This window comes from Ruegeria sp. AE3, assembly GCF_056542225.1.
Map to the genome: position 1 here is coordinate 298,064 of NZ_JBQFZL010000001.1, position 12,919 is coordinate 310,982.

Annotated in this window: 12 protein-coding genes; all 12 read right to left on the minus strand. The window is 56.9% G+C overall.

Features of this window, described 5'->3' with window-relative positions; translation table 11 throughout:
- Positions 1–7: 7 nt before the first annotated feature.
- On the minus strand, positions 8–985 hold the full coding sequence (speB, locus tag ACR0NZ_RS01490; protein WP_480516465.1) for an agmatinase: 978 nt from the start codon (positions 983–985) through the stop codon (positions 8–10).
- A 291-nt stretch (positions 986–1,276) separates the two neighbouring features.
- Entirely contained in the window at positions 1,277–2,566 is a 1,290-nt protein-coding gene (locus ACR0NZ_RS01495) for a flavin-dependent oxidoreductase (protein ID WP_480516467.1), read from the minus strand.
- Positions 2,567–2,635: 69 nt separating this feature from the next.
- Entirely contained in the window at positions 2,636–4,165 is a 1,530-nt protein-coding gene (locus tag ACR0NZ_RS01500; RefSeq protein ID WP_480516469.1) for an acyl-CoA dehydrogenase family protein, read from the minus strand.
- 118 nt (positions 4,166–4,283) lie between these two features.
- Entirely contained in the window at positions 4,284–5,159 is an 876-nt protein-coding gene (locus tag ACR0NZ_RS01505; protein WP_480516471.1) for an amidohydrolase family protein, read from the minus strand.
- 15 nt (positions 5,160–5,174) lie between these two features.
- Entirely contained in the window at positions 5,175–6,992 is a 1,818-nt protein-coding gene (locus ACR0NZ_RS01510; protein ID WP_480516473.1) for a feruloyl-CoA synthase, read from the minus strand.
- 2 nt (positions 6,993–6,994) lie between these two features.
- Complete coding sequence (locus ACR0NZ_RS01515) at positions 6,995–7,477, minus strand: MarR family winged helix-turn-helix transcriptional regulator (RefSeq protein ID WP_480516475.1); 483 nt, start codon at positions 7,475–7,477, stop codon at positions 6,995–6,997.
- A gap of 4 nt (positions 7,478–7,481) precedes the next feature.
- Entirely contained in the window at positions 7,482–8,249 is a 768-nt protein-coding gene (locus ACR0NZ_RS01520) for a crotonase/enoyl-CoA hydratase family protein (protein ID WP_480516477.1), read from the minus strand.
- A gap of 10 nt (positions 8,250–8,259) precedes the next feature.
- On the minus strand, positions 8,260–9,024 hold the full coding sequence (locus ACR0NZ_RS01525; protein WP_480476332.1) for an SDR family NAD(P)-dependent oxidoreductase: 765 nt from the start codon (positions 9,022–9,024) through the stop codon (positions 8,260–8,262).
- 91 nt (positions 9,025–9,115) lie between these two features.
- Positions 9,116–10,429: a TRAP transporter large permease gene (locus ACR0NZ_RS01530; protein ID WP_209504353.1), complete on the minus strand. Its 1,314-nt coding sequence runs from the start codon at positions 10,427–10,429 to the stop codon at positions 9,116–9,118.
- A complete protein-coding gene (locus ACR0NZ_RS01535; protein WP_480516479.1) occupies positions 10,426–11,010 on the minus strand; it encodes a TRAP transporter small permease in 585 nt (194 codons plus the stop codon). Before ACR0NZ_RS01535 ends, ACR0NZ_RS01530 begins: the two co-directional genes overlap by 4 nt.
- Before the next feature lie 58 nt (positions 11,011–11,068).
- Positions 11,069–12,109, minus strand: a complete 1,041-nt coding sequence (locus ACR0NZ_RS01540; RefSeq protein ID WP_480516481.1) for a TRAP transporter substrate-binding protein — start codon at positions 12,107–12,109, stop codon at positions 11,069–11,071.
- 338 nt (positions 12,110–12,447) lie between these two features.
- The gene (locus tag ACR0NZ_RS01545) at positions 12,448–12,891 is read right to left on the minus strand and encodes a MarR family winged helix-turn-helix transcriptional regulator (RefSeq protein WP_480516483.1); all 444 of its coding nucleotides are present in this window, start codon (positions 12,889–12,891) and stop codon (positions 12,448–12,450) included.
- Between the last annotated feature and the right edge of the window lie 28 nt (positions 12,892–12,919).

The window sequence follows — 12,919 nt, forward strand, 5'->3', positions numbered from 1 at the left end:
TCCCCCTTCATCTCTCGCGACCGGCGCGTTCGCGAAAGATAAAACCCAGGAAATTCAACAATAGCTGCGCGGCCAGAATCTGCGTGCTTTCGCTGGGGTCATAGGCTGGTGCCACTTCGACAAGGTCGATGCCGACGACATTGCCGCGCTTGGCGAGGCCCTGAAGGATTTCCAGAACGTCATAATACAAAAACCCCCCATGGCTTGGCGTCCCGGTCCCTGCTGCGATGGAAGGGCAAAAGGCGTCAATATCTATTGTCACATAGTACCGAGCACCTTCGGGAATTCGCTCAAGAACAGCCTCGGTTCCCAGCTTTCTCACCTGACGCACGGACAAGATGTCTGACCCACGTGCGCGCGCGTCCTCGTATCCTTCCTTGGCGGTTGACGAGACGTTTCGAATACCCAACTGGGTCATCCCCGAGACATAGTCTTTTTCGATCGCCCGTCGCATGGGGTTGCCGTGGCCATTGGTGACACCGTGACGCTCGTCCACGAAATCCAGATGCGCATCGATTTGAACCACGTGGATCGGGCCATTTTGCGCACAATCATCTTCAAACGCAGAAATGCAGGGAATGTTGATAGAGTGATCGCCGCCGATCACAAGCGGCAGCGCCCCGGCGGTCAGGATTTTGCGGACACCATAGGCGATGTTTTCGTGGCTGGCCTCGGTCTTTGTGTGGACGATATCCGCATCCCCCAAATCCACAATACGTACTGAACTGTCCAGATAGGTTGCGTCGTCTTCGTGGTCATAGGCACCGGCATGTCCAAAACTGAACAGGGTCGAAGCTTCACGCACGGCCCGAGGGCCGAACCTTGCCCCGGCCCGCCATTGCGTGCCGAAATCAAATGGCGCACCAAGGACGCAAACATCCGCATCAATATTGTCCCAATCCTCGACATACGGAGATTTTCCAAAGGTCGATATTCCAACGAAAGGTAGGTTCAGTCGACCTGACGCATATCCATGATCCTGCATTATCAATCCTTTTAGATGGCCCTGTCGCCTTGCGTGCAATTGAACATGAGAAGGCGGTGCAATGAAATTATTTTTCTTCGATCAAAACATGTCTGGCGTTCAGACAGGTCCGATCCGGTGCATTCTTTCCGTTTAGCTGTTGGTCGTTTCTCCTCAAACGAAAATTCAGAGGGGCAAGCTGGTATGCAGCAAAATCATTCACGGCAGCACATGATTTTGCGGGCGATACACAGGTCCGGCGAAACGCTGTTGACATGGGCGCAGGTGTTCAATCCACCGATGGCTTTTCCATCACGCCTGCAAAGCCAGCTGCGAGCCGGGCGCAATCGTTGGCGGTGCGCTGTTCAGAGCGTCGCGCGCAAAACCTGCGGCAGCTTTGTATTTGGCCATGAAACTGGCCCTTTCAGCCAAGGGAATGACTGTTTCAATATCGTCGAACACACCGCCACAGCGGTCGTTGACCAAATTCAACAGGCCAAAAGGCCCGGCACCCCGATTGCGAAGGACAAGGTCTGACACCGGACCGCACAGCGTGTCATCATAGGCCGCCAGCGCGGTTGGGCCCACGCCATGCTTGAGCAGACTGGCCCCCAATATGCGGGCGTCCATAATTGCTTGGCTGGCCCCATTCGATCCGGTAGGGTACATCGGGTGTGCGGCGTCTCCGATCAGGGCAACCGGCCCGTCAACCCACGTTTCAACCGGATCGCGGTCGATCATTGGGTTTTCATATGTCACATCCGCACCGCGGATCAGAGTTGGAACATCCAGCCAGTCATAGGTCCATCCGTCAAAATGGTGCGCGAAATCCTTGGCCTCGACCTGCCGGAACCACCCGGTTGCCGCATGCGCGTCCGGGTCATCGTAGGTGACTTCGGCAATCCAGTTTATCAGCGCCATGCCGGTTCCGGGATCAGGGTGTGAGATCGGGTAGATCACCATTCGTTTCTTATGCGTACCCAGTCCGACAAAGGAAGAACCCGTGCGCACGGGCTTTGCCAAAGTTGTGCCGCGCCACATGACGGCGCCTCCCCAATGGATCGGAGGTTGGCTTGGATGCATCTGGTTTCGGATGGCTGAATGGATACCGTCGGCGCCGATTAGAATGGCACCGGTTTCGCGGACGTCCCCCTGGTCAGTTTGCAACCGCACTGTAACCGTCTCATCCGCATTGGTCTGGTATCCCGTGGCCCGAGCACCAAGGCGTACGGCATCCGGGCCTGCGCGTTCGACAAACCGCTGGTAAAGCGCCATGTGAAACGCGCCGCGATGCACCGCGTATTGCGGCCAGTTGTAACCAGCGAAAGTTCCGCGCGGTTCCGCGTAAATCTCGTGCCCATTCAAACCAACAAGCGCCCATTCCTGCGAAGGGACGCCGAACTTATTCAGATCCTGAGCCGTGAAACCCAGATCGTACAACTCGCGCACAGCGTTGGGTTGCAGGTTTATTCCGACACCCAGCGGGCGCGGGTGCCGAACGCTTTCAAAGACAGTGCAGTCGATGCCAATCTGATGCAGTGTCAGTGCCAGCGACAACCCGGCAATACCACCACCCGCGATCAGCACTTTTGGATCTGTCATGTTGCGTTCCTTTCAGTCCGATTAGTGGCGGGTATCGGTTGTCGATAATCTGCGCGCTTGGATCCAGCCTCAACCGCAAATGCGTTTGATCCGTTCCGGGGATGGATGAAGGCTTGCGGCGTTGCGCAGCCGCACCCGCAGACAAGTCAGAGCGGTATCAATCGTCGTTTGCATGAACCCATGCGCCATCGCCGCGCTGTCACCCTGTTTCAGCTTTCTTCGAGCGGATTGCCAATTGTCCAGTGCGTCCGAGATCGCATCGCATGTCCAATGCTCGGCTTCATGCGCAACAAATTCGGCAAAGGCGTCGCCCGCAGGCTCTGCGGCAAGACGTGTTGCCAGCATACGCGCATGTATGCCGTTGGCCCCTTCATAGATCGAGGTAATTCGGGCATCGCGATAGGTCTGCTCCAGCCGGTATTCGCGCAAATAGCCATAGCCGCCCAGTACCTGCATACCCAATTCGGCGGCCTTGATACCGGCTTCGGTGCAATAGACCTTGGCAACCGGGGTCAGAAAATCGACTAGGTCAGGCGATGTACCCCGTTCCATGGTGACAAATGCAAGATGTGCAAGACTGCGGCTGCTGATTGCCAGCCAGTCGATTTGATCCAGCATACGGCGGATGTCGGCATGTTGATCCAGTGTTGCCGGTTGACCGTCGGCATTGCGTCCCTGCACCCTTTCACTGGCAAAAGTACTGGCAATGTCATAGGCCCGCGCGGCGTGCGCGACGCCCTGTAGGGCGACATCAAGCCGGGCGTGGTTCATCATGGTGAACATGGCCAGCAGGCCTTCACCCTCGGCCCCGATCAGTTCAGCTTTGGCCCCATCAAATGCCAGCTGGCACGTGGGTGAGGCATGCAGGCCCATCTTTTCCTCGATGCGCGTTACGGTAACGTGGTTACGGCTGCCGTCAGTGCAGGTGCTGGGGCATAGAAACAGCGATAAACCTCTGACGCCTTCATCGGACGTGCGCGCAAGCACAAGATGCAGGATATGATCGCTCATGTCCTGGTCACCGCCAGAGATAAAGATTTTTTCTCCCGTGATCTTCCAGCCATCTTCAGCAGGTTCCGCCCGGCAGCGCACGCGAGAAAGGTCAGACCCGGCCCCGGGTTCGGTCAGGCACATGGTGGCCAGAGTTTCACCCGAGGCCAGAGAGGGAATGTACCGGGACTGCTGATCTTTCGTGCCAAAGCGCAACAAGGTACGCACCGCGCCCGGAACCAACCCAGTAACCATCTGAAGGCTGTGGTTTGCGCCCGAAAACACCTCGGACGTTATGGCCAGTATCAGGGCACCAAGCCCTTGACCGCCATATTCTCCAGGCACGGTGAGCGAGGGCCAGCCCTGTTCCGAATACGTTGCATAAACTTGGGCAAAGCCGGCAGGCATGGATACGCGACCGTTTTCCAGCGAGCATCCCTGCCTGTCTCCCGGCTCGTCCAGCGGGGCAATTTCACCTTGTGCGAAGGCGGCAAAATGTTCGCCGATCTCACCAGCAAGGTCAGCGTCCCAATCTGGAAGATCGGTGGCCCGGACTACGTGGTTCAACGTGAATAAGATGTCCGCAAGTGGGGCTTCGAATGGCTTCATGATCATGTCACCCGATAGCTGGTGACTTCGACGACCACGACGCGGCCCGGTTCTGGCGGTTCGGCACCGTCGAAGTTCAAAGTGACTGGGTAGGGCAGTGATGGGGCAGGGGGCAGCATCACGGGGTCAGTCCCAGCAGGCGCGCGGCATTGCCTTTGATGATGTCCGAGCGCAGTTCGTCCTTGATATTGATCTTCTCGAAATCCGACAGCCAGCGTTCTGGAGTGATCATGGGCCAGTCGGACCCAAACAGGACCTTTTTCTTGAGGATCGAGTTGCAGTATTTCACCAGAATCTCGGGGAAGTACTTTGGTGACCAACCGGACAGGTCGATATAGACGTTGGGCTTGTGCTGCGCCACGGACAGCGCCTCTTCCTGCCAGGGAAATGACGGATGCGCGAGGATGATCTTCATATCCGGAAAATCGACGGCGACGTCATCCATGAACATCGGGTTCGAGTATTTAAGCCGCATTCCGTTACCACCCCGCATGCCCGAACCGACACCGGTCTGACCAGTGTGAAACAGGGCGATGCAGCCTTCCTCGGCGATTGCTTCGTAAAGGTCATAAGCCATGCGGTCATTGGGGTAGAACCCCTGCATCGTCGGATGAAACTTGAACCCTTTGATACCAAATTCGCGGATCAGGCGGCGCGCCTCTCGTGCGCCCATCTTGCCCTTGTGCGGATCAATTGACGCAAACGGGATCAGCACGTCGTCATTTTCCGCCGCCAATGCGGCAACTTCTTCGTTCTTGTAGCGCCGATAGCCGGTTTCCCGCTCGGCATCGACCGGGAAGATCACCGCGGCTATGTTTTGCTCGCGATAGTGCTGTGCAGTTTCGGGAACCGTAGGCGGATGGCTCCACGGCGCGCCAAAGTAGTTGGCCATGGTTGCCTGCAGGTCGTCATAGCCGTCATCCGAGTGGCACCCGCAGGGTTCTTCAGCGTGGGTGTGAATGTCGATTGCGCGAACCTTGGAGATATCGACCATCTGTTCGTTCCTTTCTCAGATCTTTATGATTGCCGGATCGGCGTCGTCATAAAGACGCTCAAGTAAATTTTGCCGGCGTGTCAGTATCTTGCGGAAATTGAGGTTCCCCTTGGCGGTCATTTCGCCCTCGGGCATCGAGGCGAGCTCGCTAAGGACAATGGCGCGCCCGACCCGTGTGGAGCTGCCCGATAACTCGCGGGCGCGCTCTGCCAGGCGGCGGTGAATTTCGCCTTGCAGCAATTTGCAGCAGTAGGCGCCACTGTCGTCGTTCAGGTCAAATCCTTCCCGCTTCAGCTCGGCGACATCGGGAAAGACCATGACGCCGATCTCATTTCTGTCGGCACCTGTAATGACCAGATCTGAGGCAAGAGGCGCAAGACAGGTCAACAAGTCCATCCTCAATTGCGCGGCCCGCACCCATGTTCCGGTCAGCAATTTGAAATCCTCGGATATCCGGCCGTCGAATTTCATACCTTTGTTTACGTCCTGCGGGTCGATGAACCGCATGGCGTCGCCGGTAATGAAAAACCCTTCTTCATCGAAAACGCTGGCTGTCTTGCCCGGCTCGTTGAAGTACCCGGGCATCACGTTTGGCCCTTTGATGCGCATTTCGCATCGCATGTCTTCATCCGGTATCAGCTTGAGTGTCACGCCGTTCATCGGAACGCCAACAACCCCGGAACGGTCAATGGGCTCGGACTGCATCATTGTGGCGGGCGCTGTCTCGGTCAGCCCCCAGGACGAGGTCATCAGCGGTATCTCACCTTTGACATCCAGCGCCATCTGTTCAAATCCAGACCAGATGTCCTGTGGCAGTGAAGCGCCCGCATAAAAGATCAGATCAAGTTCTTCGAAAAACCGCCGACGCAAATCGCCATCCCGCTGCAATGCGCCCAGCAGCATGCTGTAACCTACGGGGACATTGAAGCTGAGCGTGCCGGTGACCATGGACAGGTTTTCCAGCGTCCTCTCAAACAGACCGGCTACCGGTTTGCCGTCGTCGATGTAGAAGCTTCCGCCGTTGGCGAGCATCATGTTGAAGTTATGAGATCCGCCAAAGACGTGGTTCCATGGCAGCCAATCGACCACACGGGGCGGACGCGTGCGCAGAAATGGCAACCCGTCGGCCAGCATGGTCTGGTTCACGCACATCATGCGTTGGGTCGTGATGACCCCCTTCGGGGCCGAGGTTGAACCGCTGGTCATTAGGATCTTGGCGACGGAATCGGGGCCAACCAGTTCATAGGCTGCCTCCAGATCGACACTGACATCCCCTTTGAGAAGTTCGTCGAACGCTGTGACCTGACTGTTCCTGCCTTGTCGGCTGGCTACGATTTCGACCCCTTGAAGCGCATCCAGTTCCAGCGCCTCTCGGTATTGATCCGCATCGACGACATAGGCCATCTTCGGGCGCACCAGTTCGATGGCATGGCGCAGGCGGCCATGTGCACCGTGGATCAAGGCGTATTGTTCGGCTACGGGCGCAGTCGGTACGCCAATGTACTGAGCAGCCAGGCTCAGCAGACCATGATCCAAGCCGTTGCCGCTCATGATCAGGATCGGTGTGTCAGGCCCCATCCCACGCGCCAATAGCGAGCTTGCGATTGCCCGCACCTTTTCAAGCGTGGTCGCATAGCTTTCCTTGCGCCATCCTGCGCCGCCGCGTTCAGCAATGAACGTGCGGTCAGGCGCGTCCGAGGCCCAGGCGTGCAGCCAGACACCGGTTTTGTCGACGACAGGACCAAGAGTGTGGTTCGATTTCAGCAGGATGGAACCGTCGGCCCGATCTTCGCGCGAAACAGAATGCACCAGGTACTCCGATGTGCGTTGCATGATCAGCCCCTTTTCCTCGCTTTTTCGATCGTCCTGAGGGCATCGAAAACGGTGGTGATGGTTGCGTCATCCAAACCGGCCAGCAGCTTGCCTTCGTGGGCGGTAACCGCGGCGACGGCCTTTTCATATAATTGCCTGCCCGCCAGTGTCGTCCTTAGCGCATAGGCGCGCCGGTCGGTCGGTACCCGGTCGCGGACGATCAGTTCCCTGCGCTCCAGTTCATCAATGATGACGACAAGGTTCGGGCGCTCGATATCCATTGCGTCAGCCAGTTGGGACTGCCGCAAACCGGGGTTATCGACGATGAGAACCAGTGCCGTATACGTCAGCATTCGCAGACCAAAGGGACGCAGAGTTGTTGTCAGGTCTTCCTGCACCACATTGAAGGCCCGTTTCATGCGATAACCGACAAACCCCCGCAGCGTGGCATCGCTGATCGTGTTAGGCGCGCCGTCTTCTGGCGTGTGTTCATGTTTCTTTTTCATGTGTTCACCTGAAGTTCGGGGCGCGCTTTTCAAGAAAGGCCCGCAGTCCTTCCTGCGCATCTGGTGTTGTTTGCGACAGGGCCGCGGCCAGCGATTCAGTAAACAGTCCGTCGTTCTGCGACATTTCATTGATCCGCGCGACCGCCTGAATCATCAGATAGTTTGACAGTGGCGCGTTTCGGGAAATCTTACCTGCCAGCTTTTGGGCCAGCACTAAAGCCTCGCCTTCACCCACGCTATAATGTGCCAGTCCCAGCGATACCCCTTCATCGGCACCATATTTGCGGCCGGTCAGCATCATCTCGGTCATCCGATCGGCCCCCAGCAGGCGCCCAACCCGCGCGGTCGCACCGCCACCGACAAATATTCCGCGCCGGCCTTCGGGAAGCTGAAAGATCGTCGAAGGTTCAGCGATGCGAACATGTGTTGCCGCTGCAAGCTCCAGCCCGCCGCCGATCACGGCGCCAAACATGGCCGAGACAACCGCAAGCCCACCCAACTGGATCTTGTCCATGACACTGTGCCAGTGGCGGGAATGGTGCAGGTTTTCCTCGGCGGTACGATGAACATGCTCGGACAGGTCCAATCCGGAACAATAATGCCCTTCAGTTCCAGTCAGGATCACCACGCGTACGTTCTTGGGTGGAGCTGAAAAGAAATCATCCAGCGCGCCTAACAGTTCCTCGCACATCGCGTTTCGCTTGTCAGGGCGGTTCATGGTCAGGGTCGCGATGGATCCGTTGACCTCAATGTTCAGGATTTGGCTGTCCATGGGGAACTCCTTACCGGGGCGGCAGACGAACGGCGCCATCAAGTCGAATAGTGGTGCCATTCAAAAACGGGTTTTCAACGATCTGTTCGGCGAGCATTGCGAACTCACGCGCTTCGCCAAGGCGGGCCGGGAAGGGAATGTTCGCAGTGATCTTGGCACTGACCTCTTCCGGCAAGCCTTCCATCATTGGCGTGTGGAACAGGCCAGGTGCGATGGCCATCACCCGAATCCCCGACTGCGCGAGCTCCCGTGCGGCAGGCAGGCACATCGAGGCGATTGCCCCTTTGGATGCGGCATAAGCGGCTTGACCCAATTGACCGTCCTGCCACGCAACCGACGCCGTGTTGATGATCACACCGCGTTCACCGTCAGCCAACGGGTCGAGACCGGCCATGTGTCTCGCCGCGTGGCTCATGACGTTGTAGGTGCCAAAAAGGTTCACGCGCAGAGTTTTCTCGAACACGTCGAATGACAGCTTGCCTTCGCGCCCGACGATCCTGGCCGCCATGCCGACGCCCGCACAACTGACAGCGATTCTGGGTGCCGACCCGAAATGGGCTATTGCCGTCTCAAACGCGGCACTGACGGCGGCCTCGTCACTGACATCGGCTTGCAGGGCAAGACCACCAATTTCGTCAGCAACTGCCTTCGCACCTTCAGCATTGAAATCCAAAACGGCAACCTTTGCTCCGCTGGCGGCGAAATGCCTAGCCGTTGCAGCACCCAGCCCGCTTCCGCCGCCGGTGACCAGGGCGACACATCCACTTAACTGCATCGTGCTCTCTCCATTTTAGTATGTTCAATCATTGTTGTGTCTCATATCTATTTTCGGATGGGCCCGCCCCGGACCGCTGATGGTGATTTCGCTAGGGGATCAGGAACAGGGTAATGGCCGGAAACAGCACCAGGATCATGACCCGAATGATGTCAGAGGTGACAAACCACATCACTGCCTTGTAAGTTTGGGTCATCGGGGTTGAACGATCCATAGCGTTGATAATGAACAGGTTCATCCCGACCGGAGGGGTGATCAGCCCGACCTCGACAACGATCAGAACCAGAATACCGAACCAGATGGCCACATGCTCGGGGCTCATGCCGAAATCCAGTGCGCTGATGACCGGAAAGAAGATCGGGATAGTCAGCAGGATCATTGACAGGCTGTCCATCAGACATCCAAAGATCAGGTAGAACACCAGGATCAGGCACAACACCATCCACGGGCTGAGCCCAAGTCCAACGACCCAGCCAGACAGTTCCTGCGGTACCTGAGTGAGCGCTAGGAAACTGTTATACAGCCCTGCGCCCAACACGATGAAGAAGATCATCGCCGTGCTTGAGGCCGTTGCAATGATGCTTTCGACGAAGACCTGCCAGTTCAGATTGCCCGAGATCAGAGCAATCAGCCCGGTTCCCGCCGCCCCCACGGCTGCGCCTTCGGTTGGGGTGAACCAGCCAAGATAGATGCCACCGACAACAAGGCCAAAAACCAGAAGGACAGGCCAGACATCCAGCAGTGCCCGAACGCGTTCAGGATATGGGATCGCTTCGCGGGTGCCCGCGGCGTCAGGATACATGCGCACATAGATCGAAATCGTGATGATATAGCCGAGCGCTGCCAAAATGCCGGGGACAAAGGCCGCGAGAAACAGCTTAGCGATATTCTGTTCCGTCAGGATCGCATAGATCACAAGGATCACCGAAGGCGGGATCAGAATGCCCAATGTGCCGCCAGCAGCAAGCGTTGCGGTTGAAAACCCGCCGGAATAGCCGTAGCGGCGCAGTTCGGGCAGCGCGACACGGCTCATCGTTGCGGCAGTGGCAAGGGAGGACCCGCAGATTGCGCCAAATCCGGCACAAGCGCCGACTGCCGCCATGGCGACGCCCCCTTTGCGGTGGCCCAGCCAGCTTTCAGCAGCTTTGAACAAGGCTGAAGACATGCCCGACAATGTCGCGAACTGCCCCATCAGCAGGAACATCGGAATGATCGTCAGCGAATAGCTGGAAAAGGTTGAGTAGGTTTCGGTTTTGAGCTTGGCCATGAACATGCTGGTGCCACCCATGGCAAAATACAGCCCGCCAATCCCGCACAGCAACATGGCAAGGCCAATCGGTGCGCGCAGAAAGATCATGATCAGAAGTACGGGAAAGGACACGTAGCCCAGTTCGAGCATGGTCAATGTGCGGCCTCCCCGCGGTAGGGCAGGATATGACGCCCGGTGACAAGCTCGATGACCTGCGCGACGGCGCAATAGACAGCAACAAGTGATGCGACAAGGGCGGCAACAAAGCTTAGCCCATAGGCCCACCAAACCGGAAATTGCAGCAGAAAGGTCGTTTCACCATAGTCCAGCTTGTTTTGCATGCCGACAAACAAGCGCCACGTAATCAAAAGAATGACAAGCGACAGGACGAATTCCCAGAATGTGATGATCACTTTGTTCGCCTTTGTCGGAAGCGTGTTGGTGAATACGTCGACTGTGGCGTGAGAGCCATAGAGCTGGCAGATCGGCAGGAACGAGAATATGGCGAATGCAATGCCGGCTTCGACCAGTTCAAAATCGCCATTCACCGGTCCGACGCCCGATGCAATCAGCGCATTTGCCGCTGCTTCCGACAGTGACGTCATAACGTCCGAGTGGCCCAGCGTATTCAGGCCGCGCCCCAGCACGCTGACACAGGTCAGCAGGACCAGCGCAGTCAGAACCACACCGCCGAGAACGGCCATGAAGCGCGCGATGCGCTCTACCAGTTTCCGCATGATCAACTCCAAAGGGATTGCTCTCCCGGCGTGAAATAGCGCCGGAAGAGCGACCGGATCAGTTGCCGGAGTATTGCGAAATCAGTTCGAGCGCGCGGGCGCGCAAACCGGTTCCGTCCAGACCTTTTTCATCCATCTCGGCGATCCAGGCGTCAGTGGTCGGCTGTGATGCTGCCTTCCATTCCGCGACCTGTTCCGGGCTCAGCGTGATGATGTTGTTGCCGCGTTCCATCGCCTGCTTGTGAGGCCCGTCGTCATCGGCCTGCATCTGCTTGCCTGCGAAGGCCGAGAATTCAGCACCCGAGTTGGCGTCGATGACGGCCTTCAGATCATCCGGCAGTGCATCCCAGCGGTCCTTGTTCATCGCGAAGATGAAAGTGGTGGTGTATAGCGTGTCGTCGCCAAAGGTCGTGTGGTTTCCGACCAGCTCGTTGACCTTCAGGGCGCCGGTCACTTCCCAGGGAATCACGGTGGCGTCGATCACGCCTTTGGACAGCGCTTCAGGCACCGCAGGAACAGGCATGCCAACCGGGGTTGCTCCAAGCGAGCTGAAAAGGCCGTTGGTTACGCGTGTCGGTGCGCGCAGCTTTACGCCGTTCAGATCCTCGATGCTTTCGATCGGTTCCTTTGAATGGATCAAACCGGGGCCGTGCACCCAGAGCCCGAGTACTTTGAACTGCTTGAAGTCATCGTCCATCATGGTTTCTTCGGCCAGATCCCAATAGGCGCGTGAGACGGCTTCGGCATTAGTCATGGTGAACGGCAGTTCGAACACCTCGGTTCGGGGAAAGCGGCCTGGTGTATATCCGGACACAGTCCAGACAATGTCTGCCACACCATCAATGGCTTGGTCGATCAGTTCGGGGGGTTTGCCCCCAAGCTGCATGGACGGAAACCTTTGAATTTCGATCCGGCCATCCGAATCCGCTTCGACCTTGTCGGCCCAGACATCCAGAACGTTCTTGGGTACGTTGGCTTGTGCCGGCAGGAATTGGTGCATCCGCAGTGTCACTTCGGCCGCGATGGCAGTGGTTGACATGGCACCGAAAGCAATCGCCGTCACTGCAGATTTGAGTATGGTTCTGCGCAAGTTGGTCATGGTCTCCTCCCTAGATGACCTATGAGTATCATCCCCTGTTCATGATTGCTCATATTAGTTATGTTTTATAACGAGTTATATCCACTTTTTTTAGTGTTTGGTTTCAGGTCCTTTTCGGAAAACAGAATGTTCACACATGTGAACCTTTTCGTCGAAACGCTACGCATCAGACAGGTCATGCGCGGACGCAATTTATCCTCTCAGGATTACATTGCCCTCGGTTGGCTCAAAGGTAAATTGAGATTTCTTAGATTTTAGTTTCTAGTTTCGGAAACTAAAGCTCAAAAATTGTGGATTTGCTTTCCTTGTTTTAATTGAACCAGCGTCCGCTTTGTAATTCAAGGCCGTGTGTTATCGTCGGTGACAGCATCAACTGCCTTGCCTGCGAGCTTCAGGAACGTTTCGCGTTCATTCGGAGTTAGCCCTCCGAGGATCTCGTTTTGCAGGTCAATTACGACTGGCATAGCCGCCGCAAGGATGTCTTTTCCTTTTCCGGATAAGGTGACCTCTCGCGCGCGTCTGTCACGTTGACTGACCGAGCGTTTGACGTAGTTTTTCTGCTCCAGCCGGTCGATGACCCCGCCGATTGTTGCGCGGTCATAGGCGATTTTCGCCGCGACTGTGGCCTGATCAATGCCGGGTTCGGCGCGAATTGTTTCAAGTGCTGCGAACTGAACGGATGTAAGGTCAATCCCGGCCTCCTGCATCCGGACCGAGAACACGTGGGTTGAAATCTGATTGAGCCTGCGGATGAGGTGACCCGCCATTCCGTAAATACTCATTCAAAACCTCCGAAATCACTTTACGCCG

What these genes read in the sequence shown, in the direction of transcription:
- speB (WP_480516465.1), bottom strand. Translation starts at nt 985, where the DNA reads ATGCAGGATCATGGATATGCGTCAGGTCGACTGAACCTACCTTTCGTT.
- ACR0NZ_RS01495 (WP_480516467.1), bottom strand. Translation starts at nt 2,566, where the DNA reads ATGACAGATCCAAAAGTGCTGATCGCGGGTGGTGGTATTGCCGGGTTG.
- ACR0NZ_RS01500 (WP_480516469.1), bottom strand. Translation starts at nt 4,165, where the DNA reads ATGAAGCCATTCGAAGCCCCACTTGCGGACATCTTATTCACGTTGAAC.
- ACR0NZ_RS01505 (WP_480516471.1), bottom strand. Translation starts at nt 5,159, where the DNA reads ATGGTCGATATCTCCAAGGTTCGCGCAATCGACATTCACACCCACGCT.
- ACR0NZ_RS01510 (WP_480516473.1), bottom strand. Translation starts at nt 6,992, where the DNA reads ATGCAACGCACATCGGAGTACCTGGTGCATTCTGTTTCGCGCGAAGAT.
- ACR0NZ_RS01515 (WP_480516475.1), bottom strand. Translation starts at nt 7,477, where the DNA reads ATGAAAAAGAAACATGAACACACGCCAGAAGACGGCGCGCCTAACACG.
- ACR0NZ_RS01520 (WP_480516477.1), bottom strand. Translation starts at nt 8,249, where the DNA reads ATGGACAGCCAAATCCTGAACATTGAGGTCAACGGATCCATCGCGACC.
- ACR0NZ_RS01525 (WP_480476332.1), bottom strand. Translation starts at nt 9,024, where the DNA reads ATGCAGTTAAGTGGATGTGTCGCCCTGGTCACCGGCGGCGGAAGCGGG.
- ACR0NZ_RS01535 (WP_480516479.1), bottom strand. Translation starts at nt 11,010, where the DNA reads ATGCGGAAACTGGTAGAGCGCATCGCGCGCTTCATGGCCGTTCTCGGC.
- ACR0NZ_RS01540 (WP_480516481.1), bottom strand. Translation starts at nt 12,109, where the DNA reads ATGACCAACTTGCGCAGAACCATACTCAAATCTGCAGTGACGGCGATT.
- ACR0NZ_RS01545 (WP_480516483.1), bottom strand. Translation starts at nt 12,891, where the DNA reads ATGAGTATTTACGGAATGGCGGGTCACCTCATCCGCAGGCTCAATCAG.